This is a genomic window from Thermorudis peleae (genome assembly GCF_000744775.1).
Lineage (GTDB): Bacteria > Chloroflexota > Chloroflexia > Thermomicrobiales > Thermomicrobiaceae > Thermorudis > Thermorudis peleae.
In genome coordinates this window covers 563197-588528 of the sequence record NZ_JQMP01000004.1, presented here as the reverse complement: position 1 = coordinate 588528, position 25332 = coordinate 563197, and the positions used below count along the sequence as shown (strand labels likewise).

General features: G+C 58.0%; 25 protein-coding genes, 1 pseudogene and 1 riboswitch. Of the genes and pseudogenes, 20 read left to right on the top strand and 6 right to left on the bottom strand.

Annotation, left to right across the window (positions count from 1 at the left end):
• Window positions 1–40 precede the first annotated feature (40 nt).
• The 7 genes from N675_RS12585 to uppP all read left to right on the top strand — a co-directional run bounded on the left by N675_RS12585 (window position 41) and on the right by uppP (window position 7050).
• Entirely contained in the window at window positions 41–460 is a 420-nt protein-coding gene (locus N675_RS12585; protein WP_051914736.1) for a PaaI family thioesterase, read from the top strand.
• Between the two features lie 119 nt (window positions 461–579).
• On the top strand, window positions 580–1884 hold the full coding sequence (locus N675_RS12580) for a S41 family peptidase (protein ID WP_051914735.1): 1305 nt from the start codon (window positions 580–582) through the stop codon (window positions 1882–1884).
• 40 nt (window positions 1885–1924) lie between these two features.
• Window positions 1925–2356 carry a DUF309 domain-containing protein gene (locus N675_RS12575; RefSeq protein ID WP_038040877.1) on the top strand — a complete coding sequence of 144 codons (432 nt, stop codon included), beginning with the start codon at window positions 1925–1927 and terminating at the stop codon, window positions 2354–2356.
• On the top strand, window positions 2356–3099 hold the full coding sequence (locus N675_RS12570; protein WP_038040391.1) for a PIG-L deacetylase family protein: 744 nt from the start codon (window positions 2356–2358) through the stop codon (window positions 3097–3099). Before N675_RS12575 ends, N675_RS12570 begins: the two co-directional genes overlap by 1 nt.
• A 35-nt stretch (window positions 3100–3134) precedes the next feature.
• Window positions 3135–5153, top strand: a complete 2019-nt coding sequence (locus N675_RS12565) for a hypothetical protein (protein ID WP_231578042.1) — start codon at window positions 3135–3137, stop codon at window positions 5151–5153.
• 76 nt (window positions 5154–5229) lie between these two features.
• On the top strand, window positions 5230–6213 hold the full coding sequence (locus tag N675_RS12560) for a lysylphosphatidylglycerol synthase transmembrane domain-containing protein (RefSeq protein ID WP_038040873.1): 984 nt from the start codon (window positions 5230–5232) through the stop codon (window positions 6211–6213).
• A gap of 3 nt (window positions 6214–6216) precedes the next feature.
• Window positions 6217–7050, top strand: coding sequence for an undecaprenyl-diphosphatase UppP (gene uppP, locus N675_RS12555; protein WP_038040389.1), 834 nt, complete (start codon window positions 6217–6219; stop codon window positions 7048–7050).
• Here the strand turns inward: uppP and N675_RS12550 are convergent.
• A complete protein-coding gene (locus tag N675_RS12550) occupies window positions 7047–8708 on the bottom strand; it encodes an MFS transporter (protein WP_038040386.1) in 1662 nt (553 codons plus the stop codon). The two genes, uppP and N675_RS12550, sit on opposite strands and share 4 nt — an antisense overlap.
• A gap of 106 nt (window positions 8709–8814) precedes the next feature.
• Between N675_RS12550 and N675_RS12545 the strand changes: the two genes are divergently transcribed.
• The gene (locus N675_RS12545; protein WP_051914733.1) at window positions 8815–9519 is read left to right on the top strand and encodes a hypothetical protein; all 705 of its coding nucleotides are present in this window, start codon (window positions 8815–8817) and stop codon (window positions 9517–9519) included.
• 3 nt (window positions 9520–9522) lie between these two features.
• On the opposite strand, the gene N675_RS12540 is transcribed toward N675_RS12545, so the two are convergent.
• On the bottom strand, window positions 9523–9876 hold the full coding sequence (locus N675_RS12540) for a tRNA-binding protein (protein ID WP_038040384.1): 354 nt from the start codon (window positions 9874–9876) through the stop codon (window positions 9523–9525).
• 84 nt (window positions 9877–9960) lie between these two features.
• On the opposite strand from N675_RS12540, the gene N675_RS13870 reads away from it, so the two are divergent.
• Complete coding sequence (locus N675_RS13870; RefSeq protein WP_051914732.1) at window positions 9961–10623, top strand: NUDIX hydrolase; 663 nt, start codon at window positions 9961–9963, stop codon at window positions 10621–10623.
• A 53-nt stretch (window positions 10624–10676) separates the two neighbouring features.
• On the opposite strand, the gene aceB is transcribed toward N675_RS13870, so the two are convergent.
• Entirely contained in the window at window positions 10677–12254 is a 1578-nt protein-coding gene (gene aceB, locus N675_RS12530; protein WP_197066306.1) for a malate synthase A, read from the bottom strand.
• 87 nt (window positions 12255–12341) lie between these two features.
• Window positions 12342–13499 carry an isocitrate lyase/PEP mutase family protein gene (locus tag N675_RS13865; RefSeq protein WP_051914731.1) on the bottom strand — a complete coding sequence of 386 codons (1158 nt, stop codon included), beginning with the start codon at window positions 13497–13499 and terminating at the stop codon, window positions 12342–12344.
• A 128-nt stretch (window positions 13500–13627) separates the two neighbouring features.
• Here N675_RS13865 and N675_RS12520 point away from each other — a divergent pair, with 128 nt between their 5' ends.
• The gene (locus N675_RS12520) at window positions 13628–14527 is read left to right on the top strand and encodes a LysR family transcriptional regulator (protein ID WP_038040382.1); all 900 of its coding nucleotides are present in this window, start codon (window positions 13628–13630) and stop codon (window positions 14525–14527) included.
• Here the strand turns inward: N675_RS12520 and N675_RS12515 are convergent.
• A complete protein-coding gene (locus N675_RS12515; RefSeq protein ID WP_038040380.1) occupies window positions 14519–15385 on the bottom strand; it encodes a DUF72 domain-containing protein in 867 nt (288 codons plus the stop codon). The genes N675_RS12520 and N675_RS12515 overlap by 9 nt on opposite strands.
• 88 nt (window positions 15386–15473) lie before the next feature.
• Between N675_RS12515 and N675_RS13860 the strand changes: the two genes are divergently transcribed.
• Window positions 15474–15926, top strand: coding sequence for a hypothetical protein (locus N675_RS13860; protein WP_051914730.1), 453 nt, complete (start codon window positions 15474–15476; stop codon window positions 15924–15926).
• Window positions 15927–15938: 12 nt separating this feature from the next.
• Window positions 15939–16172, top strand: a pseudogene (locus N675_RS13855) (thioredoxin family protein); the annotation flags it as partial.
• A 109-nt stretch (window positions 16173–16281) separates the two neighbouring features.
• Here the strand turns inward: N675_RS13855 and N675_RS12505 are convergent.
• Window positions 16282–16575, bottom strand: a complete 294-nt coding sequence (locus tag N675_RS12505; protein WP_038040377.1) for a hypothetical protein — start codon at window positions 16573–16575, stop codon at window positions 16282–16284.
• Between the two features lie 217 nt (window positions 16576–16792).
• Between N675_RS12505 and N675_RS12500 the strand changes: the two genes are divergently transcribed.
• The 8 genes from N675_RS12500 to N675_RS13845 all read left to right on the top strand — a co-directional run bounded on the left by N675_RS12500 (window position 16793) and on the right by N675_RS13845 (window position 25323).
• Window positions 16793–18049 (top strand): M28 family metallopeptidase, encoded by a 1257-nt coding sequence (locus tag N675_RS12500; RefSeq protein ID WP_038040374.1) that lies wholly within the window; start codon window positions 16793–16795, stop codon window positions 18047–18049.
• A gap of 30 nt (window positions 18050–18079) precedes the next feature.
• A complete protein-coding gene (locus N675_RS12495) occupies window positions 18080–19519 on the top strand; it encodes a phytoene desaturase family protein (protein ID WP_038040372.1) in 1440 nt (479 codons plus the stop codon).
• A 10-nt stretch (window positions 19520–19529) separates the two neighbouring features.
• Window positions 19530–19661, top strand: a riboswitch (FMN riboswitch).
• Window positions 19662–19771: 110 nt separating this feature from the next.
• The gene (gene ribD / locus N675_RS12490; protein WP_038040370.1) at window positions 19772–20920 is read left to right on the top strand and encodes a bifunctional diaminohydroxyphosphoribosylaminopyrimidine deaminase/5-amino-6-(5-phosphoribosylamino)uracil reductase RibD; all 1149 of its coding nucleotides are present in this window, start codon (window positions 19772–19774) and stop codon (window positions 20918–20920) included.
• A gap of 13 nt (window positions 20921–20933) precedes the next feature.
• Complete coding sequence (locus N675_RS12485) at window positions 20934–21587, top strand: riboflavin synthase (protein ID WP_038040368.1); 654 nt, start codon at window positions 20934–20936, stop codon at window positions 21585–21587.
• Complete coding sequence (locus N675_RS12480) at window positions 21587–22831, top strand: bifunctional 3,4-dihydroxy-2-butanone-4-phosphate synthase/GTP cyclohydrolase II (RefSeq protein WP_038040365.1); 1245 nt, start codon at window positions 21587–21589, stop codon at window positions 22829–22831. The genes N675_RS12485 and N675_RS12480 overlap by 1 nt, the downstream gene beginning before the upstream one ends.
• A 10-nt stretch (window positions 22832–22841) precedes the next feature.
• Window positions 22842–23369, top strand: coding sequence for a 6,7-dimethyl-8-ribityllumazine synthase (gene ribH / locus N675_RS12475; protein WP_038040361.1), 528 nt, complete (start codon window positions 22842–22844; stop codon window positions 23367–23369).
• 89 nt (window positions 23370–23458) lie between these two features.
• Complete coding sequence (locus N675_RS13850) at window positions 23459–24892, top strand: DUF1800 domain-containing protein (RefSeq protein ID WP_051914728.1); 1434 nt, start codon at window positions 23459–23461, stop codon at window positions 24890–24892.
• A gap of 11 nt (window positions 24893–24903) precedes the next feature.
• Complete coding sequence (locus N675_RS13845) at window positions 24904–25323, top strand: DUF1501 domain-containing protein (protein WP_051914727.1); 420 nt, start codon at window positions 24904–24906, stop codon at window positions 25321–25323.
• Window positions 25324–25332 lie beyond the last annotated feature (9 nt).

The following is a 25332-nucleotide window of genomic DNA, read 5'->3' as shown; positions in this document are numbered from 1 at the left end:
TGTGTGCCGAGATAGGGATGAAATGGAATAGGGGTGAGGTATGACCGAGGGCGATCGCTGGCTTGCGGAGTGGAACGCGAAGCCGTTCTATCGCTGGCCTGGGTTTCGGATTGTTGAGGCACATGCCGGTCAAGCACGGGTCGAACTCGATGTTCAAGATCATCACCGTGGCGGGGGCGGCACACGTGCGATTAATGGCGGCATTCTGGCATACATGTTTGATGGTTTGCTTGGTGCCGCAGTGTTCTCGAGTCGAGAAGACATCGTCGGCCAAGTCACAGTAACGTTGACGATTCACTACCTCCGCATGCTCCAAGCTGAGCATCGCGTGGTTGGCACGGCGCGCGTAGTGAGTGGCGGACGCAATTTGGTGTTCGCTGAAGGCGAGGTGATGGACGAAGCAGGCAACGTCTGTGCGACGTGCACCGGCGTGTACCGGATTTATACCCAAACGTCGTAGTTCCGCTGTGACGGCGTCGTGACGTGCCAGCTGGTTTGCTTGCTTCCGCTGACCGTGCAGAACGCGGTATCCTTGGGCAGGGCAGGGCGGGATTGGGAAAACGAAGGAGGCTTTCACTCGTGGATGAGCCACGAACCCCGCGTCGGCTGCTCCGTCGATTGCCGTTTGGTCTGTTGCTCTTGATTATGGTCTTCGCGCTCGGCATGGGCGCTGGAGCCACCCTCAATACGCTCCTCCAGCCTCAGTCCCGCTCGCAGGCCGCACCAGCTGCCACGACGCCTGTACAGGTCTTTGACGAGGCCTGGGATCTTGTCCACAGTCATTACGTTGACCCGAGCGCGATCAACGATCAGAAAATGCTCGCTGCCGCAATTAACGGCATGCTTGACACCCTTGGTGATACAGGACACACCCGTTATCTCACACCAGATGAAGTGACGACACACAGCCAGGAACTCTCCGGTCAGTATGTTGGTGTTGGGATCCAGGTTGAGCAGCGGGACGGGCAAGTCGTCGTCGTTGCACCACTTGATGGATCGCCAGCACAGCGAGCAGGCATTCGTGCTGGCGATATTCTGCTCGAAGTCGACGGGCAATCAGTGCAAGGCTTGAGCCTTGATGACGTTGTCCAGCGCGTTCGTGGTCCGGCTGGCTCAACGGTTACCCTTGTCTTCCGTCGTCCTGGACAGACGGACTTAGTCCGCGTAACACTGACCCGGGCTCAGATTAAAGTCAGCTCGGTTTCCTGGGCAATGCTGCCGCAGAGCACGATCGCCCTTGTGCGCATCAGCCAGTTCTCGGATGGAACAGCAGCGGATTTACGCCGTGCTGTGCAAGATGCGCAGCGTGCTGGAGCAACAAGCTTTATTCTTGACTTGCGGAATAATCCTGGTGGACTTGTCAATGAAGCAATTGGTACTGCTTCGGTCTTTTTGCCTCCCCAGACACCGGTCTTTATTGCAAAGACGCGGGATGGGAATCAGACGATCTATCGCACCGAGGCGAGTGAGGTGCGCGTTGACCAGCCGCTTGTCGTGCTGGTGAACAAAGGGACTGCCTCTGCGGCGGAGATCGTTGCCGGAGCGTTACAGGATAACCAGCGTGCCAAAATTATCGGTGAGCGCACGTTTGGCACTGGAACGGTGCTGACGGAGTATCGACTGAAAGACGGATCGGCACTCTTGTTGGGCACTGAACTCTGGCTTACGCCAAACGGCCGTCAAATCTGGAAGAATGGCATTTCACCCGACATTGCAGTGTCACTGCCGGACCAAGCTCAGCCATTCACCCTTGTTGCTGGGGCGTCGCTCGATTCCCAGGCCCTGAGCCAGGATAATCAGCTCCAAACCGCGATCGCTGTACTAACCGGGGCTCCACTACCAGCCGATGCCCCGCGTGGCCCTGGTTGCACGGCATGTCGATAATGCGATTGAGTATGCAGGGAACAAGCAGGAGCTGCCGGCCGTGTGCTGTCAAGCTGCTGATTCGGCTTGCTGTGAGCCACCACCAGCTGAATTACGTGAAGGTGTTGCCCTCTTCAATGCTGGCGAGTACTTTACCTGTCATGAGGTTCTCGAGGAGCTTTGGCGTGCCGAGCTACGCCCAGTCCGAGGGCTTTATCAAGGTATTCTGCAGATCGGCGTTGCATTCCATCATCTTCAGCGTGGGAACTGGATCGGCGCCGTGCGTCTCCTCGAACGCGGTCTTGCGCGAGTCGAACCTTTCCAGCCATGTTGTCAGGGGGTTGATACAGCGCGGCTGGTAGCGCAGGCGCGGGTGTGCCTCGAGCAACTGATCACGCTCGGCCCAGAGCGCTCTGGAGCATTTCCCTGGAGATTGGTACCGACGATTGTCATACATGAGCATGTGGATGCAGAGCATGGAAGGAACAGGTGATGACTGCGGTTGTCAAGACGCCGAAGCGGGCAATGGTTGTGGTGGCGCATCCTGATGATGCCGAGTTTGGATGCGCTGGGACGGTAGCCAAATGGGCTGCTGAAGGCTGTGAAATTGTTTATGTCCTGGGGACGAGCGGAGACAAAGGGAGTCATGATCCCACGATGACGCCCGATCGGTTGGCCGCTATTCGTGAAGCTGAGCAGCGTGAGGCAGCGAAAATTCTTGGTGTGCAGCAGGTCGAGTTTCTCCGTTTTCGCGATGCTGAGCTGCTCCCCTCGCTTGAGTTGCGTGGTGCCATTGTGCGCATGATCCGTAAATATAAGCCGGATGCGGTCATTTGCCAGGACCCAACAGCGCGATGGCATGGCCAGCACTACATTCAGCATCCTGATCATATTGCGATGGGAGAAGCAACGCTTGCAGCGGTCTTCCCCAGTGCACGTGACCGGTTGACGTTCCCCGAGCACCTTGCTGAGGGGCTCGAGCCGCATGCGGTTCGGGAGGTCTTGTTGATGAATCCGGCCCAACCGGATGTTTGGATCGATATTAGCACGACGTTTGCGAAGAAAATTGAGGCCTTGCGGGCGCACAAGAGCCAGATTAGCGAAGATCCCCAACTCGAGCAGTGGATTCGCCTTTGGGCCCAGGATAGCGCTGCCGAGGCTCGGCGCCGCGGCTTCCCAGGTGCCGAGTTTATCCAGCTCGCTGAGGCGTTTAAGTACTTCCGCCTCGACGAATAATCTGCCGCATCGTTCTCGCTTTGAAGGATGAGGATGTGGCGGAGTCAACAGCGGCAGGTCTGCCAGAAACCGCTGCTATTCCTGGGAGCAGATTGCATGGCCGTTGGCGCGAAGGTATTGCTGCGGTCAGTGTTGCCCTGTGCTGCCTCACGTTGAGCGTGCTTATCACCTTCCCGGTTGTCCGGGATCCTGTACATCGATTGATCAGCGCTGGGGACCCGGTTTTTCAAGCATGGACGATTGCGTGGGATATTCATGCCGTGCAGACTGCCCCGCGTCAGATTTTCGATGCCAACATCTTCTATCCGTATCACAACACGCTGGCCTACTCTGATTATCTCTTTGGACAAGCAATACTGGTTGCGCCAATCGTTCTTGCCACGCATAACCCAGTCTTAGCCGACAACCTGGCAACCTGGCTCGCTTTCGTCCTCTCAGGATGTGCGATGGCTCTTCTCGTTCGTGCCGTTTCTGGCAGCTGGCTGGGCGGGCTGGTCGCTGGCGTAGCCTACATTGTCGCACCGGCTCGGCTTGCCCAAATTGAGCACCTGCACTTGCTGTCTGCTGAATGGCTGCCTCTCGCAGCGCTTACGACCTGGAAGACGGTACGCACTGGCAGTTGGCGATGGGCCCTTGGGCTTGGCGTGGTTGTTCTGCTGCAAGGGCTTTTCGGGATTTACTACTTCCTCTTCTTACCAGTTTTGCTGGTCGTCGTTTGGGCAATTGGGTTCATTGCTGAGCATTCCTGGCGAGCAGTTCGTGGCACGCTTTGGGCGGGAGTTACCTGTAGTCTCAGCCTCCTGCTCTTGATCCCCATCCTCCTTCCGTACTGGCGGGTTCACCAAGAGCTTGGTGCGGAACGGAGCATTGATGAGGTTGTCTACTGGCATGCGCGCTGGACGGACTATCTGGCTGTTCCACCAGAGAATTGGCTGTATGGTAGCGTCCTCGCTCCCCTCTACCATCGTCACATCGAGCGCGACCTGTTTCCCGGTGTGACGGTCCTCTTCTTCGCTTTACTCGGCCTGTTCTTTGCCCGGCGAGCAGGCTGGCTCCGCTGGGCTATGCTTGCGCTGATTGTCGTCGCAGTCACGTTGAGCTTTGGCCCGATTGGGCTTGTGAATGAGAAACCGGTTACACTCCCATATAACCTCCTCTACAACCATTTGCCGGGCTTTCGTGCTGTTCGCGTCCCGGCCCGTTTTGCGCTTCTCGCCCTCGTTGGGTTAGCTGCGCTCGCTGGTTTTGGCATGGCAACGATAAATGATTGGCTCGGTCCCCGTTTCCGCTGGCTTCGCGTTGGTGTCGCGTGCCTTGCCGTCGTTGCGTTAACAGCTGAAGGTCTTCGTTCTCTCCCGGTCACACCCCCATTGCCGGTCACCTGGCAGGAATTGCAGCGGCCTGATTATGCCTGGCTTGCCGCCCATCCCGTCCCCGCAATTGAGCTGCCAATGGCTGACCCAGCGGCACCAGCACCATGGCCAAATTTCTGGTCTACTTTCCATTGGGCGCCATTAGTCAACGGCTACAGTGGCATTACGCCTCCGGCCTATGCTCCTCTGTATGAGCAGATGCGGGCGTTCCCCTCGGCAGAGACGCTCCATCTGCTCCGGGGAATTGGAGTGCAAGCTATCGTCTATCACGCGGATCGGAGCCAGCCTGCTGACCGCGATCCGATCGTGAACGCGCTGCTGGCACAACCCGGTGTCACCCAGGTCGTTGGTTGGCCTGACTACGTCTTCATGCTCTCATCTGATCCGTGGCTGTGGCGGCTTGCGGAAGCGGTACCAGCCGGAGCGCCGGTCGCCTTGCCTGCACTCGCTCGCGATCCGGCAACGTTTGGCTTGCTCGCAGCGATCCTGCAGCGAACAGGTCACCATGTGTATGGACCAGGAACGCTGGGCTTCTGGCATATCCCTGCGCCCGGGCCGACCGTCTGCGCCGCTATCGTACCGGACGGCAGCGATCCGGCGGGAGTAGGCTGGGCAGGTGCAATGGTGCGGGCACGTGAAGGAGGGCTCATGCTGCTTTGGCGTGCAGATTGCGCCGCCTAATCATGTGGTTTGGGTACGAGACCGAACGCTATACTTCGGCGGCGCGGTGAATACCGTGTGGGAGGACGAACAGCGCGTGAAGCGAACAATCCTCGGTATTGCGGTGAGTTTGCTCTTTCTCTGGCTCGCGTTTCGTGGCTTGCATCTTGCAACGGTCCTTGCTGCACTCCGTACAGCAAACTACTGGGTGCTGATTCCGGCACTTGCCTGTTACTTCGCCGGGGTCGCGTGGCGTGCTGTGCGGTGGTCTGCGCTGTTGCGGCCTGTTGAACGGCTTTCCTGGGTGCGGCTTTTCCCGGTTGTTGCCATTGGGTATATGGCCAACAATGTATTGCCATTGCGGACGGGTGAGGTCGTTCGCGCGTATACACTTGCCCAGCGATCGCAGGTGCGCACAAGCGCTGCCTTAGCGTCAATTGCTTTAGAGCGATTACTTGACGGCCTGACGATGCTCGGATTTTTACTCGTTGCCTCTTTGTTTATTGCGCTCACTGGTACCCTGTGGCGGCTTGCGCTTGTTGCCTTCGTCATCTTCCTGCCAGCACTTGCCCTGCTTGCCCTCCTTAGTCGAGACGACGTACGGGAACGTGTCCTGCCACGGTTGCTTGATTGGCTCCCTGCTCGAATCCAGACGCGCGTGCTGCAACTTGCGCATACCGTTGCACAGGGCCTTCGCTCACTCCAAGATGGGCCAACCTTGGCAGTGGCAAGCGCGACGTCGCTTGCCGCGTGGCTCTGCGAAGCAGGAATGTACGGCATCATTGCTCGTGGTTTTGGACTTCCGCTAAGCATCCCGCTCGTGCTCCTGACGACAGCAATCGCGAACCTGGCAACTCTTCTGCCGAGCTCGCCTGGGTATGTTGGCCCCTTTGAAGCTGGCGTGACGCTTGTGTTGACCGGTGTGGCCGCTATTGCGCGCGAGCGTGCGCTTTCCTATGCCCTTGTGCTGCATGTGGCACTGTATGTGCCAATTACGTTGCTTGGCCTCGTCTTCTGGTGGCGTGAAAGTTTGTCTTGGCGAGTGATTCGGGCATCAACCACAGAAAGGGTGACAAGTTAACTGATGGACATGCTGCACGCTGTCGTCCTTGGAGTTGTCCAGGGCCTCACGGAGTTTTTGCCGGTTAGCAGCTCGGCCCATCTGATTGTTGTCCCCTGGCTCTTTCACTGGCCAGAACCGGGGCTGGCATTCAACGTGGCGCTGCACCTTGGAACGCTCACTGCCGTCATTGCCTACTTCTGGCGTGACTTGCTTGAGATTCTTCACGGCGTCTTGCGTGGGCTCTGGTTGCGCCGACCATTTGCCGACCCGATGGGCAGACTTGGGTGGATTATTGTGCTCGGGTCAATTCCGGCAGCGATTGCCGGCATTGTCTTGCAAGACGCGGTTGATCGCTTTTTTCACGCTGGCGAGGGTGGCCGAAGTGCCATTGCACTCATTGCCCTGGTCTTGATGCTCGTTGCGCTCCTCCTCGTGCTTGCTGAACGCCTCGCTACCCATCGGCGCCCTCTTTCTTCCATCACTGGCCGTGATGGATTACTCATTGGGTTGGCCCAAATGACTGCGCTCGTCCCAGGTGTGTCACGTTCTGGCAGTACGATCACCGCAGGGCTGTTCCTTGGACTACGGCGCGAAGCGGCTGCACGTTTTTCCTTCTTGCTTGGTACGCCAGCTATTCTCGGCGCTGGTCTCCTCGAAAGCCGCAAGCTCCTTGCTGCAGGGCTCGATCCCAGTGAGCGCGGCGCATTCCTTCTTGGTTTTTTGACGGCTGCGCTCACCGGGTATCTCGCCATCGCCTTTCTGTTGCGTTATCTCCAGCGTCGATCAACGCTCGTTTTTGTCGGCTATCGTGTCCTCGCTGGTCTTGTATTGCTCGTCCTCGTGTTTCTTCGCTAAGGTTTCTCTGTGGCAGTTGCTGCCGCTGGCTGACGCGCCGCGCGACGCTCTGGCTCAGGACGGGTGTTGGGCAGCAGCCAGCTTGCAGCAAAACCAGCCAGGATGAAGCCAGCAGCAACAAAGGCATCACGCCGGGCAGCGTCAGTAAATGCCTCCTCGGCCGCGCGCACAATTGGCTGGGTGCCTGGCTGTTGTCGGAGCTGTCCGAGCGCTTGTCCGGCACTGCGCTGGATGACGCGTGTGATCGCGACCTGCTGTTGTGGCGGGAGACCTGGAATCTGAGCAAGCCGATCGCGCATGCCGTCACGGAGCCCTATGCTAAGCAAGGTGCCGAGCAAGGCGATGCCGAGCGCGGCACCGACCTGGCGTGTTGTGCTCTGAATGCCTGACGCTTGTCCAGAGGCCGCAACAGGCACATCAGCGAGGATGACGCTCGTGAGTTGGGCCGTCGCGAAGCCAACCCCAATGCCGTAGATTGCAAGCGCAGGTAAGAGCGTCAGCCGGCTGACTGTTGGCGAAAGCAAAAGTCCGAGGAGGAGCAAACCGATCGCTTCGCAGAACATGCCAACGCTGACAACTCGGCGCGCCCCAAAACGCTGCGAAAGAGATGCCGCTGATGGACCAGCAATGAAAGAGGCCAGTGCAAGCGGCAACAGTCCGACGCCAGTCGCAAAGGCGGAATACCCCCGTACTCCTTGGAGATACAACGAGAGCACGAAGATCAGGCCAAACTCGCCGAGACTGACGATCAGGGCTGTTACGTTCCCCCAGCCAAAGCTCCGCAAGCGAAACAGGGCAAAGTCAACAAGCACCACTTGGTTCCGGCGCGCACGACGGCGTTCAACCAGCGTGAAGCACAGTAAGCCAAGCATGCCAAGGGTCAGCGCAACTGGAACGATAGAGATCTGAGAGAGTGGCCATTGCCAGCCGAAAAGCGAGAATTGCTCAGCAGGTTTCCACCAGCCGTATCGTTCACCTTCAATAAGACCGAAGACGAGTCCACCAAATCCAATGATGCTCAATACGATGCCCGAAAGATCGAATCCTGGCCGGATATGCTCATCGCGGCTTTCCGGGACAAAGCGTAGTGCGCCGAGGAAGGCGATGAGCCCAACCGGGACATTGATATAGAACGCCCACCGCCATGACAGGTTGGTTGTCAGCCAACCGCCGATGAGCGGTCCAAGTGCGGCCATCCCACCAATAATTGATCCCCAAATGCCAAAGGCAATCGCACGTTCCCGCCCACGGAAGAGCGTATTGAGGCTCGAAAGGGTCGACGGCGAAATCGCTGCGGCACCAATTCCTTGCAGCGCGCGAGCGGCAATGAGTGTGCCACCATTGGGAGCTATGCCGGCAAGCATACTTGATCCCACGAAGAGGACAAGGCCAAAGAGGTAGAGACGTTTTCGCCCACGGAGATCGCCGAGTCGCCCAAGCGTAATAAGCAAGGCAGCGAAGATGAGGGAGTAAATCGAGTTAATCCACTCGGCATCGGTAAGGTTGACGTGCAGTTCGTCAATAATTGCTGGTACAGCAACGTTGACAATCGTTGCATCGACAATGATCATAGCGACGCCGAGGGCAATGGCGCCGAGGCCAAGCCAGCGGCTTCGACCTGGTGTACGTTGCGGAGCGGAAAGTGTCTGATTCTGCATAATTTACCTACCTTTAGTTTATCCTTCCCTAACCCAGCGTCAAGTATACGCTGTCAGGACATGCAATGCAAGGTGTAAACGGCGCAGGTACAGAATGGGAGCAGCAATGATGAACGATCGTCGCGTGGCAGTTGAGCTGGCATCGAGCACAACACGTGTGTCGAGCCCATTGTGGGGGTGGGTGCTCGCGCTCGTGCTGTTGCCGTTCGTGGTTGCAGTGGCCTTCGCCGTTCTTGGTCAGCCTCTGCTGCTCTCACGCTGGCTTCTTGGCGTGGTCGGCTGGCTCGTTGCGTTAGCACTTCGTGGGCCAGTCATCTTGCTCGTACGACGTCTCGCACAGCGTGCCCAGCAATGGGCCGTGATTGCGGCTTCAGGGCCAGCTGAGGAACTGGTGCGGCTTGCCGTTGTCCGTTACTGGGCAGCGAGCTTGCCAGCAGCGATTAATGTCGGTCAAGGGTGGGCAGGCATCGAAGTCTGGTATGCGGCGCTGTCGCTGGTTTTGACCACGCGTATCCTGCGCCGGCAGGATGAACAAGCACAGTCTGTGCGGCAGGCACTTGCTGAACTTGGGTTGCTGCAGGCCTCACCGGCGTTCGGCCTTATCGAGCGACTTGCCGCAACGGCATTTCATATTGGCTGTACGTTGCTCCTCGCGGCTTCTCCGTGGTGGGTACTGTTGACGGTGCCGCTCCACAGTGCCCTCAATCTGCTTGTGATGCGACTCATTCGTCGTTCGGTGGCCTTGGCTGAAGCGCTCGCGCTCGTCGTCGGGCTGCTTGTTGGTGTGATCGGATGGCTCAGCTGGCACTAAGGTTCAGGCAATTGGGCTACCGGGTTTTGCGATATCGGGATTGTCGGGCTCAAGGAGGACAACGCGACCATCTTCTTGAACAGCCCCAAGGACAAGCACTTCCGAGGGAAAGCCTGCCACACGCCGTGGGGGGAAGTTGACGACAGCCACAATCAGCCGGCCAATCAGTTCTTCTGGGGTATACCACGGTTGAATACCAGCCGAAGAGCGTCGAATACCAAGCGGGCCAAAATCAATCGTGAGCTTCAGTGACGGCTTGCGAGCCTCGGGAAATGGCTCAGCTGCGATGATGCGACCGACCCGGATATCAACCTGCTGAAAAACGTCGACGGTAATTTGCGGCTTGGCCGGCTCCATACGTACTCCTTTCTGCCTCTTCACTCGCGCGTTTGCCCGACTAAGCCTATCATGACCGAGGGAGGCATACGGGGGTGAGAAAGCATGAGCCTGCCTGTTGATCCACCGGATGAACTCTTTGAACTCGTCGATGCCCATGGGCAACCCACTGGTCAGCGTAAGCAGCGTGCGGCTGTACACCGAGAAGGAGATTGGCACCGCGCGTTTCACCTCTGGCTTTTTGCCCAAACGGCTAGTGGACTTCACGTGCTCCTCCAACAACGCAGTCTTGGCAAGGATACTGAGCCAGGCAAAATCGACGTTGCGGTGGGAGGGCATGCGCGTCCGGGTGAGGATGCTCGCTATGGCCTTGTTCGTGAAGCGGCTGAGGAGCTTGGGCTTCAGCTCCAGCCTGATCAGTTGCATTATGTTGGAATACGGCGGATGGAGCGGAGAGGATCCAGCTGGATTGATCGAGAAATTCAAGAGATCTATGCCACGCTCCTGCCGGTTCCGATCGAGCAGCTACGTCCTGACCCTCGGGAGGTTGCGGCGCTCGTGTTGGTCTCCTTTGCGGCGCTCCGTGCGTGGAGCCGATCGCGCGATGAGATGATCACCAGCCAGTATTGGCCGGTGTGCCCGGACCATACGCTTGGCATGCCCATGGCGGTTGAACTTGATCATCACAGTTTTGTTCCAGTGACTGATCAGTACTGGCAGTGGGGGCCGGAGCGCGCCGCCCAAGCTCTTGGCTTCCGGCTACCGTGAAGCAATGGTGCAGGGAGGCTCTACTGTCTGCTCACCTCCCTGCACCGCTACAGCTAATCAAGCTTCGGATAGGCCAGATAGGTCAGGAACTCGACGAATTCGTCGCGCAGTACAAGTTCATCGAGAATTTCAACCGCATCAGCCATCCGCCCGGCGTTACGTCCGCCAAGTTTGGCAACCTCTTCATCACGAATGGACTCATACAGCTCGCGTGTGACTGGACGGCCGTCGTTGAGCTTGGCACTGTGGAAGCGCCATTGCCAGAGCTGCGCGCGCGAAATCTCGGCAGTTGCCGTATCTTCCATGAGATTGAAAATAGCTGCAGCGCCTTGCCCCTGGAGCCACGAGTTGAGATATTGCAATGCGACGCTTACATTGTTCCGGAAGCCGGCCTCAGTAATTTGCCCCCCTGGTACCTGGATATTCAGCAAATCGCGAGCGCTGACCTGAACGTCATCGCGCTGGCGATCAAGTTGGTTAGGACGTTCGCCAAGAACGCGGTCAAACACTGCTTTCGCCACTGGCACCAGGTCCGGGTGAGCAACCCAGGTGCCATCGAAGCCATCTCCTGCTTCTCGCTCTTTGTCTTCGCGCACCTTGGCGAGCGCGACTTCATTGACCTGAGGGTCGCGACGACTTGGAATGAATGCTGCCATGCCGCCAATCGCGTGTGCTCCACGCCGATGGCAGGTCTTCACAAGCAGTTCGGTATACGCTCGCATAAAGGGCACGGTCATCGTCACTTGAGCCCGATCGGGGAGCACAAAGTCAGAGCGGCGCCGGAACTTCTTGATGATGCTGAAGATATAGTCCCAGCGGCCAGCGTTCAGCCCAGTGGCATGCTCGCCAAGCATATAGAGGATTTCATCCATTTCAAAGGCAGCAAGAATTGTCTCAATAAGGACAGTGGCCCGAATCGTGCCTCTTGGCAACGCAAGCGCATCTTCAGCCGCACAGAAGACGTCGTGCCAGAGCGCGGCCTCTTCGGCACTTTCGAGTTTCGGCAGGTAGAAATACGGTCCGGTGCCCCGGCGCACAAGTTCGTGCGCGTTGTGGAAGACATAGAGCCCAAAGTCAAAAAGGCTAGCGCTGATCGGTTCGCCATCAATCAACACGTGGCGCTCGTCGAGATGCCAGCCGCGTGGCCGTACAAGGAGCGTAGCCGTTTTCTCGGCAAGCCGATAGACGCGACCATCGGGGCTCTCAAACGAGATGGTTCGCCGCACAGCATCGTACAGGTTCACTTGGCCTTGGATAACGTTTGCCCAACTCGGGGCAAGCGCATCCTCAAAATCTGCCATGAACACACTTGCCCCCGAATTGAGCGCGTTGATCATCATCTTACGGTCAACGGGGCCCGTGATCTCGACTCGCCGGTCTTGCAGATCAGGTGGAGCCGGTGGCACGCGCCAATCGCTAGCACGGATTTCGGCAGTGTCAGCCCGGAAGTCAGGCAGTGCGCCAGCGTCGAGTTCAGCCTGGCGCTCCGCTCGGCGTACTAACAGTTCCAGCCGCCGCTTGTTGAACGTGCGGTGTAAGTTGGCGACAAACTCCAAGGCTTCAGGTGATAAGATCGCCTGCTGCTCCGGTGTGTCCACCTTGGGGACAAGCATCCCGGGAATTGCCGGCATCATGATGCGCCTCCCTCTCGCTCCCTCATCCACTGCCGCTTTCTGCCGGCAGTGTACCTGAGGTGCTCGCTGATGCAAAGTCTGGCGCTAGACTACTGCCTCTTCCGGTGGCTTCTCCCCAACGTTGCGTCCCAGCCGTGGAGCGGCATAGCATTCCCCTGTGAGTTGATGGTAGGGAACGCCCGTGAAGAGATGGTGACTGCGGGTCGGCAGTTCTTCGGCCCACTCTTCTCGCTGGAGCGCAATATACGCCTGTTCTTGCTCGTGCGCGAGTCCCTGGAGCAGTCGGCTGAAGCCGGCGCCCATGGCGTGCTGAGCGGCCAGGGTAATGAAGATGAAGCGAAAGCCCATCTCGCCAAGCTCAGCAAACGTCAACGGATTTGGTTCGGTGAACCACTTGAATGACGAGGACCAGTTGAATGCGAGTTGGGCATCGGGGAAGCGCTTGCGCACTTCTTCGGCAAATCGCTCAGTCGGGCCGCGTTCTGCTGTTGGGAACTCGCACCAGACGAGATCAGGAATGCCGCTGTCTAAGTAGCGCAGCGCGCGGTTAATTGCGCAGTCCAAGCCACCACGCCCTTCTGGTGCGTCGACAGCCGAGACGGCGTCAGTGCGGGCGATGATGACGAAGTCCCGATTTCCCAAGTCGTCGGCGACCGCTCGCAGCATCTTCAGCTTGCCCAGCATCTCCTCGATTGGGATCAGCGCCTTGCCCACAATATGGCCACAGCGCTTCGGCATCACCTGGTCTTCGATGTGTGCTCCCGCAACGCCAGCGGTCACATAGAGTTCAGCAATGCGTTGCACGTTGAAGACATTGCCATACCCAGTATCCATGTCCACGACAACTGGCGGAATGTGCAAGTGGCGTGGTGGAATGCCTTTGTCAGGATCACCGACTGCCATCGTGAGCTGAAACTTGCGCAGAGCCATGACGACCCGGCGTGCGGCATCAGCAATTTCGACGCCGGTGTAGAGGTCCATGTCGGTAGTGCCCAGATGCCCAATCGCAAACGAATAGCCGCTGAAGTACACAGCTGGGAACTGGTAGTACATCACTAGTTCTGCACCATGCGGATCATAGACGCCTGGGGCAAACACATACGGTAACGTTGCGAGCAGCCGGCGCAGTCGCGTGCTTGGCTGTTCCCAACGACTAGACGGCACACGATATCCAGGCGGAAGGAGTGGCGTTTCCACTAGTTCAACAGGCTCGTCAGGCATCGGCAGTAACCTGTGGTCCATCGTTCCCTCCTGTCAGTAGTGCAACCTCCACTTTGTGAATCACTTCACAGCGTACCGTGTCAGCGCTATAATGTCCAATAGCAATTTGTGATTGCCGTATTGCATTCACTTATAGATCGGGGGGCAGCATGGACATCACGTTGCGCCAGCTGGAAGTGTTTCGCGCGGTTGCGCGTAACCGGAGCTTCTCAAAAGCGGCGGAAGAACTCTGTGTGAGCCAACCAGCAGTCTCCTCGCAAGTCCGTGCGCTGGAGCAGGCGCTGGGCCTGCCGCTGTTTGTCCGCGAGGGGCGTATCGTCGAGCTTACCGAAGCCGGGAAGCATCTCCTGCCGTGTGTTGAGCAAGTGCTCGAGCTCTTGATGCAAGGGCTTGCGGGCGTGCAAGCTCTTCGGGCGGCTGAACGCGGCCATGTTGCGCTTGCCGCAAGCACGACAGCTGGCATCTATGTCGTGCCTCGCATTCTTGGGGCGTTTCACCGCGCCTATCCTGGCGTTACGCTCTCCCTCGACGTATTGAACCGTTTTGCAGTGCAACAGAAGCTCTTCGCTGGCGAGGTTGATGTAGCGATTATGGGGTTGATCGAAAATCGTGAAGGACTCGAGATCGCTGAATTTCTCCCCAATGAATTAGTGGTTATTGCTTCACCGCGCCATCCCCTGGCAAGGCGGCGTCAAATTCCGCTCACTGCCCTGGGGGACGAGTTGCTTCTGGTCCGTGAGGTTGGCTCTGGTACCCGGGCTGATACGGAGCGGATCTTTGCCGAAGCCGGTGTCCCGTTGCGGATTGGGATGGAACTACGGAGCAACGGGGCAATTAAGCAAGCAGTGGCAGTTGACCTTGGTATCGCGGTCATGCCACGAGACGCGATTATGCTAGAACTTGAACTTGGCCGGCTCGTTATTCTCGATGTTGAAGGCTTCCCGGTGCGTCGTTCATGGTCAATCGTCCGTCGACGTGGCCGGCCAACAACGCCCGCAGCTGAAGCGCTCTGGCATTTCTTCCTGCAGTATCGTCATGCGCTACTCTGAGAAGAGTGGCGGCTGGCTTAGATGTTCCCAAGGCGGTGGTGGGTGTGGGACACCAAGTACATCCATCAGCAGAAAGGCATTACGCGGTCCCTGGTTACCGGCATTGGTGTTGAACAAGACGTGGACGGCGTGTGCGTCAGCCAGGGCGCGGTTGATCCGAGGGCGCCACTCCTCAAGCTCCGCTGGTTGGTAGTTCCAATCGAAACGCTCAGTGCTTGACGTTCCAACATGGTACCACTTCTCCGCGTTTCGTCCGTGGAAGCGGATTAAGGCGAGTTGAGGATTCGTGACAGCATAGACAGGTGGAACACTTCCGATCCCAACTTGTGGCTCATCGACCATCGTGAAGCTATAGCCGAGTGCCTGAAGTAGTGCAAGTGTGCGTTCCGCATGACGTTCATCCAGCCAGTCTCGCCGGCGAAATTCGATAGCAATAAGATGATCGGGGAAGAATTCCCGTAATCGTTTGAGATACTCGCAGTGTTGCGGAGTGTTGCGAAACGATGGCGGAAATTGGAAGGTCAACGCGCCGAGTTTTCGAGCTTCTTGCAAGGGCTTAACGATCTCGCGAAATGCTCGAGCAACGTTCGGGTCAAAGGCAGGTGATGGTGCTCCAGGGTGCTCTGGTGTGTGTGTTAGCAAACGAGGCGGTTTCACGTGGAAAAGAAACCCCGGTGGAGTCCGCTCAACCCATCCTTCAACGGTATGCACGCTTGGTAAGTGATAGTACGTGCTATTGACCTCGACGACGGGAAAGTATTGGGCGTAAAACCGGAGTCGCTCAGTTGACGAAAGCGTCGGCGGGTAGAACCCTTGGTGATCGTGCCATGCCGAGGTGCCAATCCGTAACTCGCCCATTTGTTCCTCCCTCGGTATATCGTGCTCTGCATATCTTGGTGCAAAATAGCCTAGAGGGGTATACTGCATGGGAAAGGAGGGCGGGATCATGCCACTACTCTCAGCGCGCGATCAAGACTACTTGCGGAAGCGTTTTGCTGAAGAACTCGTTGACCCAGTCACCATTACGCTCTATACCCAACGGCTTGCCCAGTTGCAACTACCAGGATACGAGTGCGCAACATGTCGAGAAGCGAACGAATTGTATAGTGAGCTTGCTCAGCTCTCAGAGAAAGTGAAGCTTGAGGTTGTCGACTTTCTGCAAGCACAGGCTGAGGCCCGAACGGCTGGCGTGACGGACATTCCTACGGCGGTCTTCTCAGGCAAGAACGCTGGCACTGTTCGCTATGTAGGCCTGCCGGCGGGCTATGAATTCGCCGTGCTCATTGAGGATCTGGCCGATCTCTCTCGCGGCACAACACGGCTGACTCCCCTCAGCCGTGAGACCTTAGCGAAGCTCCCTGCACCGGCGCATATTAAAGTCTTCGTTACTCCAACTTGACCGCACTGCCCAAGTGCCGCCAGGTTGGCGCACATGATGGCGATTGAGAGCGAGAAGGTCACCGCTGATGTGATTGAAGTAGCGGAATTCCCGCATCTGGCGCAGCGCTATCAAGTCTACGCCGTGCCGACGATTGTTATTAACGAACGGCTTCGCCTTGAAGGCGCACGACCTGAGGAAGCGTTTGTTGCTGCGGTTGAGGCAGCTGTTCGTCCGCCCGAGGCAGATCACGCTGGTCAACGCTAACGGGGAACCGCCCAATCGTGAGTATCCAAAATGCAAGCATCCGGGTCGCTTCTCACGACCCGGATGCTTGCCCTGTGGGTGACGGGGTGGCTTCGCTGCTCCGCTGCGTTTACGCAGCAGTTGCCCGCGCCTCGTAATCCGGCACGCTCGCTGGATGACGAGCCGCCGTGATAATCCAGTCAATAATGACTGCAACGAGTGAACCAATGACCAGCGGAATCAGGTGCAGGTCGCCGAAGGCAGGACCGCGGTGGAAGAAGACTTCAGCCACCCACATGCCGAGGAACGGATACGCCGCCACCCGCCAGGGCTTCATCGACAGCTTGCCCGGCAGCAAGTCATACCACAGCACACCAAAGGCATAGCTGAGCGCCAGCATCAAGAGGAACGTCCCGAACTGCATAGCCAGCCTCCTTTCGGTCTACGCTCCCCATCGCCCGCAGGGCTGCGCAAGGCCGTTGGTTCTCTTTTGCTTTCCATAATCAATTATACCTAGCATGGTAACAAGTCTGCAATAGTATGACAGAGCAGCAATGCTTCGCCGGACTGCCAGTTGGCCACTATACTGGAATGCAGTTCTGGTATGCCCAGTGCTGGAAGAGAGCCGAGGGAGTCACAGAATGGTGGGCGGTGATCATCGCCTTGCAGCACAGGAGCGAGCATCGATCCCTGACGAAGCATGGCAGTGGGCCGAGCGAGCATTGGTGCACATCCGCGTATTGGCTGAGGAGATTGGCCCACGCCCGTCAACCGGCGTTGGTGAACGGCGCGCTGCAGACTATGCGGCGTCAATATGGCGGCAAGCAGGACTTTTGACCTCCATCGAACCATTCCGCAGTGGCCGATCGACCTATCGTCCGTATGCACTTGCGTTTGCTGCTGGACTGGTTGGCACGGTTGTCTGGGCGGTTGAGCCAGGTCGACTGCGCGCACTCTTGGCCTCGGCGCTCAACGGTCTTGGGGCATGGGCCTTCTTGTGCGAAACCGAATTTCGTGATCACTGGGCACGACGCTTAGCTCCCCACGGACAAAGTCAGAACGTCGTCGCCGTTGTGCCACCAACTGGTCCGGTACGGCAACGCGTTGTCATCTATGGGCATCTTGATACGCATCGAACTCCTGTGTTTTACAGCAGTCCGCGTTGGCTGAGGGCGTTCTCCGGACTTGTCGGGGTAAGTTTCCTAAGCCTCATTGCAAACACGGTAGGCTTCGGCCGCGCAGCATGGCGTGGCCGTAGCCCGCTTCCGTTCTGGCTCTTGCCTGCGACAGGAATGCAACTCTTTGCCCTTGCTATGACATTACATGCCGATCGCACACCCTATACTCCAGGCGCGAACGACAACGCTAGTGGTGCAGCAAGCGTGCTCGCGCTTGGCGAGCGCTTAGTGCGGCAGCCACTCAACGGAACCGAAGTGTGGGTGGTTGCCAATGGCTGTGAAGAAGTCGGTGCCTATGGCATTGCTGCCTTCCTTGAGCAACATCGCGATGCGCTCCACAATGCTGTGTTCATCGACCTCGACATGGTTGGCATCGGCTTCCCTACGCTTCTCCTCCGTGAAGGACTCTTGCTACCGGCACGACCTGACCGATCTGTGCTCGCGCTTGCACGCAAGGTAGCAGCTCACTATCCAGGATGGCTTGGCGGAGAGCATCGTGGTGGAGCCTATACTGATACCGGCGTCGTCGTGCGGCGTGGGTTTCGTGGCCTCACGATTGACTCACAGTTGCCAACAGGCCATCCAGCTGTGCCATATATGGGGTACTGGCATCAGCAGTCGGATACAGTGGACAAGATTGAACTGCCGTGCCTAGCACGAGTGCACGCGTTTGTCTGGGCAATGCTTCAGGCGATTGACGAGATGGCCGATGGTGCATAACGACGTGGCGTCAGCGGTGAAGGGCGAGCGATGGAAACAGCCTATGATGCCGTGGTGGTTGGCGCTGGCCCTAATGGGCTTGCGGCTGCTATTGCGTTGGCGATGGCACGCCAGCGAGTTGTTGTCATTGAAGCAGCGCCAGTCGCTGGAGGCGGCCTCCGCAGCGAACCACTGACGCTGCCTGGCGTCGTGCATGATCTCTGTGCGGCAGTCTTACCGTTCGTTCGGGTGTCGCCGTTCTTGCGAGCATTGCCCCTGGGCCGCAATGGCCTCGGATGGGTCGAGTCGCCCTTTGTCCTTGCTCATCCTTTTGAAGACGGTACCGCCGCGGTTCTCAGCCGTCGGCTGAATGAGACAGCAGCGCGTCTTGCTGAAGACGGTCCGGCCTACCGTCGCCTCCTTGAAATCTTCGTTGATCAAGCGGATCCCCTTTTTCGCTGGATTCTTGGTCCACTTCGCTGGCCATCGCGGCCAGCACTAATAGCGCGTTTCGGGCTTGTCGCCCTGCAGTCTGCGCAACGGCTAGCCAACACCTGGTTTCGAACCCCGCAGGCACGTGCACTCTTTGCTGGTGTTGCAGCACATGGCATGTTGCCGCTTGACCAGCCGCCATCAGCTGCCTTTGGCCTGGTCCTCTTGCTCCTTGCCCACACCGTGGGGTGGCCGCTGCCACGCGGCGGGGCACAGCGTGTTGCGGACGCTTTAGTTGCGACGCTGCTCGAATATGGCGGCGAATTACGGACCAACACGAGGGTTACGAGCCTTGCAGAACTGCCACGTGCACGAGCGCTACTGCTTGACCTCGCACCGCCGCATGTGCTTTCTCTTGCTCGCTCCTGGCTACCCGTTTCCTATCGGCGTTGGCTGCGACGCTATCGCTTTGGGCCAGGCGTATGCAAAGTTGATTACGTCCTCGATGGGCCAGTGCCTTGGCGGGCTGTTGACTGTCATGACGCAGCGACAGTCCATCTCGGCGGTACAGCAGAGGAGATCGCTGAAGCTGAACGTGCGGTTGCGCATGGTCAATGCCCTGATCGCCCGTTTGTCATCCTCGTGCAACCGAGCCGATTTGATCCGACGCGAGCCCCTGGGACACGTCAGGTTGTTTGGGCCTACTGCCATGTGCCCGCTGGCTCAGATCGTGACTTGAGTGCGGCGATTGAAGAACAGATCGAGCGATTTGCTCCTGGCTTTCGCAAGCGGATTCTTGCCCGTCATGTCCAAACAGCCGCTCAACTTGCTGAGCGCGAGCCGAATATGATCGGGGGTGACATCAACTGTGGCGTAATGGATCTCCGTCAGCTGTTCTTTCGCCCGGCACCGCGGCGTAACCCTTATGCCACACCGCATCCTCAACTGTTTCTGTGCTCGTCAGCAACGCCACCTGGTGGCGGCGTTCATGGCATGTGTGGCTACTGGGCCGCCCGCTCAGCCCTTGCTCGCTTGACGGTCACCGTACGAGAACGGTAGAATTGCTATGCAAGACCTTCGGGGCAGGGTGAGGCGCGCGGCGCCAATTCCCGACCGGCGGTAAAGCCCGCGAGCGGCTTCGGCCGCAGGATCCGGTGAAACTCCGGAGCCGACGGTATAGTCCGGATGGGAGAAGGTTGTTGCACCGGCCGGTATCCGGCGTTTGCAGCACACCGCGATCGCCATCATCCCCGGAGGCTTGTCCTCCGGGATTTTTCTATGCCGGATCGGCCGGGAGAATGGATGGCGTACATGCCACAGCACCAACGCTGGTCGACTGATGACCGCCGCTTCATGCGACAAGCACTCGCACTTGCCTGGCAAGCGCAGGGGCGGGTTGCGCCGAACCCCGCTGTCGGTGCTGTCATCGTGCGCGATGGGATGGTCGTTGGCGCTGGCTGTACGCATCCCCCTGGCGGCCCACATGCTGAAATCGTCGCGCTACGCCAAGCTGGCGAACAGGCTCGTGGTGCTACGCTCTACGTGACACTGGAACCTTGCGCCCACTACGGCCGTACTCCGCCCTGTACCGAAGCGTTGCTTGCGGCTGGTATTGCGCGCGTCGTCGCTGCGCTCCGTGATCCGTTTCCGGCGGTCAATGGGCGAGGTCTTGCTCAGCTGCGGGAGGCTGGTGTTGCCGTTACCGTTGGGCTTGAGAAGCGGCGGGCGGTTGAAGTCAACGCTGGCTATCTGAAACGGCTGCAGACGGGTATGCCCGAGGTGACCGTCAAGTACGCTATAACGCTTGACGGGCGTATTGCTACCCGAACTGGCAACAGTCGATGGATCACCAGTGCACCTGCGCGGCTGCTTGCGCATCAACTCCGTGACCAACATGACGCGATCATGGTCGGCATTGGTACCGTCCTTGCCGATGATCCCTTGCTGACAACGCGCATACCGGCTGAGCATGCCGGGCTGGGCGGGCCACACCATCCGCTTCGTGTCATCGTTGACCGACTCGCTCGTACTCCTCCCACGGCCGCACTCCTTGCGCCCGATCTGCCTGGACGGACTGTCATTGCCTGCACCGATGAGGCTCCAGTCGAGCGGCGACAGGCGCTTGCAGCGGCTGGAGCAGATGTTGTCGTAGTGCCGCGGTCTGATCGCGGTGTTGACCTGCGCGCTCTGCTCTGTCACCTCGGCAACGTAGGCATCAACCGGGTGCTCGTTGAAGGTGGCGGTACACTCATCGGTTCGCTTTTCGACGATGATCTGGTCGACCAGGTCTATGCGCTCATCGCACCACTGATTGTCGGTGGTCGGACAGCTCCGGGGCCAGTCGGAGGCGACGGCGTCGCGCTGCTTGCCCACGCATGGCGACTCCACCATGTGCGCGTTCGCCGGTTAGGGCCAGACATCATGGTACACGGCCGCATCCATCCGCTGCCTACGGTATAGGGAGGGATACAGGATGTTCACAGGCATTATTGAAGAAGTCGGTACGGTGCGCCGCGTTGTCCATCGCCCCGGTGGGGCTGAGATCACGATTGCGTGCCGAACGGTGCTCGAGGGCACGCGCCTGGGCGACAGTATCAGTGTCGATGGCGTCTGTCTCACCGTGACGGATTGCACCACTGACGGGTTTACCGTAGGACTTCAGCCTGTCACGTTGGAACGAACGACGCTCGGCCAGCTCAAGCCCGGTGATCGGGTCAATCTCGAACGAGCGCTTGCTGTGAATGGCCGGCTCGGCGGTCACTACGTCCAGGGGCATGTCGATGGCGTTGGCCGCATCACCAGCAAGCAGCCCCATGGTGAAGCCATGATTGTACGCATTACTGTTCCCCCGGCGATTCAGCGCTACCTCGTCGAGCGCGGCTACATTGCAGTTGATGGCGCCAGCTTGACCATTATGACGGTGCATCCTGACGGGTTGAGTGTCTCACTCGTACGGTATACCCAGCAGCATATTACGCTGCCGCAGAAGCCGGTTGGCGCGCTGGTCAATCTCGAAGTTGATGTCATGGCCAAGTATGTCGAGCGGTTATTGGCGGCACAGTCAGCCGCGCCTGATGGCGTGACGCCTGAGTTGCTTGTGCGGGCTGGCTTTTGGGAGGCGCACTAATGGATGAGCGTTGGGAGCGTGTTGAGCGTGCATGCGCTGCGTTTCGGTCTGGTGGCTTCGTGCTCATCGTTGACGACGCTGACCGAGAAAATGAGGGCGATCTGGCCATTGCTGCTCAATTTGTTACTCCTGAGACCGTTGCCTTCATGGCGCGCGAAGCACGCGGCTTAATCTGTGTTCCCATGGCGCCGGAGTGGGCTGACCGGCTTGGGCTCCGACCAATGGTCGCTCCGAGTGAAGATGAAGCGCCATTTGGGACCGCGTTCCTGGTGTCGGTCGAGGCGCGCTATGGGGTAACAACAGGGATTTCAGCCTATGATCGTGCGACAACCATTCGGAAACTGGCCGACCCCACAGCGACACGCGCCGACTTCGTCACGCCTGGGCACGTCTTCCCCTTGCGTGCTCGTCCAGGTGGCGTGCTTGAACGCGGTGGACAGACAGAAGCCTCAGTTGACCTCGCACGGTTAGCTGGCTTGCATCCTGTTGCAGCCCTGTGCGAAGTCATGCGTGCCGATGGCCAGATGGCCCGATTACCCGAGTTAGAGCGCTTTGCTGCCGAGCATGATATTCCCATCGTGCATGTCGCTGACATCGTTGCCTACCGTATTGCCCACGAGCGACTTGCCCAACGTGTCGCCGAAACGCAGCTGCCAACCCGATACGGGACCTTTTCACTCCGAGCCTATCGTCGCATTGGTAGCGATGAGATCGACCTGGCGCTCTGGTGCGGGGCTGTTGACGATGGACAGCCGGTGCTTGTCCGTCTTCATTCTGAATGCCTCACCGGTGATGTATTCGGCTCCCTGCGCTGTGATTGTGGTGCCCAGCTGGAGGCGGCCCTGGAGCGGATTGGACAGCACGGTCGCGGCGTACTGGTCTACCTTCGCCAGGAGGGGCGCGGCATTGGCTTAGTCAACAAGCTCCGGGCGTACCATGTTCAGGATGCAGAAGGCCTCGATACGGTCGAAGCGAACCTGCGCCTTGGATTGCCAGTTGATGCCCGCGATTATCGAGCAGCTGCGATCATCCTCCATGATCTTGGCGTGCAGCATGTGCAACTGCTGACGAATAACCCAGCCAAATTGCGTGCCCTCGCCTGCTATGGCTTTGCGAGTGTTGTGCGGGTGCCGCTTGTGATTCCCCCAAATGACCACAACCGGCATTACCTTGAGACAAAGCGCACCAAACTTGGTCACCTGCTCGGAGAATTGTCGCCTCGCGTCAGTGCAGCAGCTGAATAGGAGGATGGCGATGACACTGCTTTCAACAAATGGTAGCCACCCACGCACCATTGCTGGCCTACTCAACGGTCGTGATCGCCGTTTTGCGATTATTGTAAGCCGATACAACGACTTCATCACGAGTAAGCTGCTCGAGGGTGCGCTCGATGCGCTTGCTCGGCATGAAACGGATCTCTCAGCAGTTGATGTTGTCTGGACTCCTGGCGCGTTTGAGTTGCCGCTCGTCGCCAAACGGCTTGCGCAGAGCCAGCGCTATCATGCCGTGATTTGCCTTGGGGCGGTGATACGCGGGTCAACGCCGCACTTCGATTACGTTGCAGCAGAAGTCTCGAAGGGGATCGCGAATGTTGCCCTCGAGACGGGCGTACCGGTCATTTTTGGCGTGCTGACCACCGACACGATCGAACAAGCAATCGAACGTGCTGGGACACGCATGGCGAATAAGGGAGCCGAGGCAGCGCTCGCAGCCCTTGAGATGGCGAGTGTGCTCGCCCAACTCGATATGGTCGCGATCGCCTCACAGACAACAGATCGATGAAAACATCCCGCGTTCCTGGCTGCTCTGTTTACATCGCTGTTACAGTTGCTGATTAGGTTCATTCTGGAATCGAAAGAAGAGGAGCAGCTGTGGAACGCTTACTGCAACAACCGCTTCGTCGGCGCAAAGCTGTCGCTGGGCTTGTTGCTGCTGGCTTAAGTGCGCTTCTTGCCGCCTACTATGCTGATTCGCGCGTTTCCTCTTCCTCGCTCGATGAGCGAACATTATTCCGCCATCTCCTGCGTCGAGCCGGTTTTGGTCTTGCGCCGAATGAAGTGACGACCTGGCAGAGCCTCGGATGGGATAATGCTGTTGGTCGTTTGGTTAACTACGAACAGGTTGCCAATCACGATCTTGAAGCACTCCTCGCTCAGTACCACTTCGACCTCACAACACCAAACGGTATTCGCTTATGGTGGCTTGTGCGCATGGCATACACCGCACGGCCACTTGAAGAGAAGATGACGCTGTTTTGGCATGGCCTCTTAACTTCGTCGTTGGGCAAGGCGACACCAAGCGAGATGATACGCCAGAATCAGTTTTTCCGTGAGCACGCGCTGGACAATTATGGGGTCATTTTGAAGGGAATTTCACGCGATGTCGCCATGATGCGCTGGCTTGATCTTGCAGAGAATCGTGTTGGTCACCCGAATGAGAACTATGCTCGGGAGTTAATGGAGCTCTTTACCATGGGGCCTGGCCATTACACTGAAGTCGATGTTCGGGAAGCGGCTCGTGCCTTTACCGGCCTCGTCCTCCGCAAAGACGGCAATGACTATGTCTCGGCCTTCGTTCCTTCACAGCATGATCGTGGTTCCAAAACCTTTTTGGGGCGCACCGGAAATTTTGGCCCGGATGATATTGTTGACATCATCCTCGAGCAACCTGCCACTGCTCCTTTCCTTGCGACAAAACTCCTGCGCTTCTTTGTCACGCCAACGCCATCACCAGATCTCGTGCAACGAATTGCGACGACGCTCCAAAAGACAAATTATTCAATCAAGGCGGCAGTAAAGGATATATTGTTGCTGCCAGAGTTTCGTGAACCGAGTGCCTACCGCTCTCTCATCAAATCTCCCGTTGAATATCTTGTAGGAGCGATCCGTCAACTTGGAGCTCATGGGAATCTGCAATTTGCTCCCCAAGCACTCAAGCTGATGGGCCAAGATCTCTTTGCTCCGCCGAATGTTGCCGGGTGGCCTGGGGGAACAAGCTGGCTTAACAGTGGAACGTGGCTAGCCCGTCTGAATGCAGCGAATACGCTCGTAACCCAGCGCGCGATGGTGCAGTTTGATTTCCATTCGCTGCTTGGTGATCCGCTACCCCAAGACCCACAAGGAGTCGTTGATCGTCTCGCAGAGGTCTTCGTTGACGGGCAACTCGCTGATCCGCAGCGTCAGATTCTCTATGACCATGCTGGTCCAGCTGCAGCATATCACCAAAGTCCGGATCAATGGCTTGATCAGCAAGGTCGTAGCCTTGTCTATCTTTTTCTCGCTCTGCCTGAGTATCACCTAAACTAAGGAGGTGTCACGTGCTCTCCCGGCGTGAATTGCTTCGTGCCTCAGTGGTTTCACTCGCGAGTGGCATCGTTATGCCAAACCTCTTTGCGCGAGCACTTGAAGTGGCAGCTGCTGATCACCGTGTGTCCGGGCCCAATGCTGCAGTGCTGGATCGCACGCTCATTATCATTCAACTTGCTGGCGGGAATGATGGATTGAACACGGTCATCCCGTACCAGAGCGGTGAGTATTATGCTGCCCGACCAACTTTGGCGATTGCCCCGGAATCAGTCATCCCGTTAAATGATCAACTTGGCTTGCATCCTTCGCTCAGTGCGTTGCACTCACTCTGGTCGCAAGGGCAACTCGCGATCATTGACGGCGTCGGTTATGACCATCCCAGCCTTTCCCATTTTCAGGCGATGGATATTTGGCAAACGGCGGATCCATAGCTGGCGCGA

Coding starts and splice junctions, on each gene's coding strand:
- N675_RS12585 (WP_051914736.1), top strand. CDS start 41: ATGACCGAGGGCGATCGCTGGCTTGCGGAGTGGAACGCGAAGCCGTTC.
- N675_RS12545 (WP_051914733.1), top strand. CDS start 8,815: ATGATGAACGATCGTCGCGTGGCAGTTGAGCTGGCATCGAGCACAACA.
- ribH (WP_038040361.1), top strand. CDS start 22,842: ATGACACTGCTTTCAACAAATGGTAGCCACCCACGCACCATTGCTGGC.
- N675_RS12500 (WP_038040374.1), top strand. CDS start 16,793: ATGGTGGGCGGTGATCATCGCCTTGCAGCACAGGAGCGAGCATCGATC.
- N675_RS13865 (WP_051914731.1), bottom strand. CDS start 13,499: ATGGACCACAGGTTACTGCCGATGCCTGACGAGCCTGTTGAACTAGTG.
- N675_RS13870 (WP_051914732.1), top strand. CDS start 9,961: ATGAGCCTGCCTGTTGATCCACCGGATGAACTCTTTGAACTCGTCGAT.
- ribD (WP_038040370.1), top strand. CDS start 19,772: ATGCCACAGCACCAACGCTGGTCGACTGATGACCGCCGCTTCATGCGA.
- N675_RS12480 (WP_038040365.1), top strand. CDS start 21,587: ATGGATGAGCGTTGGGAGCGTGTTGAGCGTGCATGCGCTGCGTTTCGG.
- N675_RS12540 (WP_038040384.1), bottom strand. CDS start 9,876: ATGGAGCCGGCCAAGCCGCAAATTACCGTCGACGTTTTTCAGCAGGTT.
- N675_RS12495 (WP_038040372.1), top strand. CDS start 18,080: ATGGAAACAGCCTATGATGCCGTGGTGGTTGGCGCTGGCCCTAATGGG.
- uppP (WP_038040389.1), top strand. CDS start 6,217: ATGGACATGCTGCACGCTGTCGTCCTTGGAGTTGTCCAGGGCCTCACG.
- N675_RS12485 (WP_038040368.1), top strand. CDS start 20,934: ATGTTCACAGGCATTATTGAAGAAGTCGGTACGGTGCGCCGCGTTGTC.
- N675_RS12570 (WP_038040391.1), top strand. CDS start 2,356: ATGACTGCGGTTGTCAAGACGCCGAAGCGGGCAATGGTTGTGGTGGCG.
- aceB (WP_197066306.1), bottom strand. CDS start 12,254: ATGCCGGCAATTCCCGGGATGCTTGTCCCCAAGGTGGACACACCGGAG.
- N675_RS12515 (WP_038040380.1), bottom strand. CDS start 15,385: ATGGGCGAGTTACGGATTGGCACCTCGGCATGGCACGATCACCAAGGG.
- N675_RS12550 (WP_038040386.1), bottom strand. CDS start 8,708: ATGCAGAATCAGACACTTTCCGCTCCGCAACGTACACCAGGTCGAAGC.
- N675_RS13860 (WP_051914730.1), top strand. CDS start 15,474: ATGCCACTACTCTCAGCGCGCGATCAAGACTACTTGCGGAAGCGTTTT.
- N675_RS12520 (WP_038040382.1), top strand. CDS start 13,628: ATGGACATCACGTTGCGCCAGCTGGAAGTGTTTCGCGCGGTTGCGCGT.
- N675_RS12505 (WP_038040377.1), bottom strand. CDS start 16,575: ATGCAGTTCGGGACGTTCCTCTTGATGCTGGCGCTCAGCTATGCCTTT.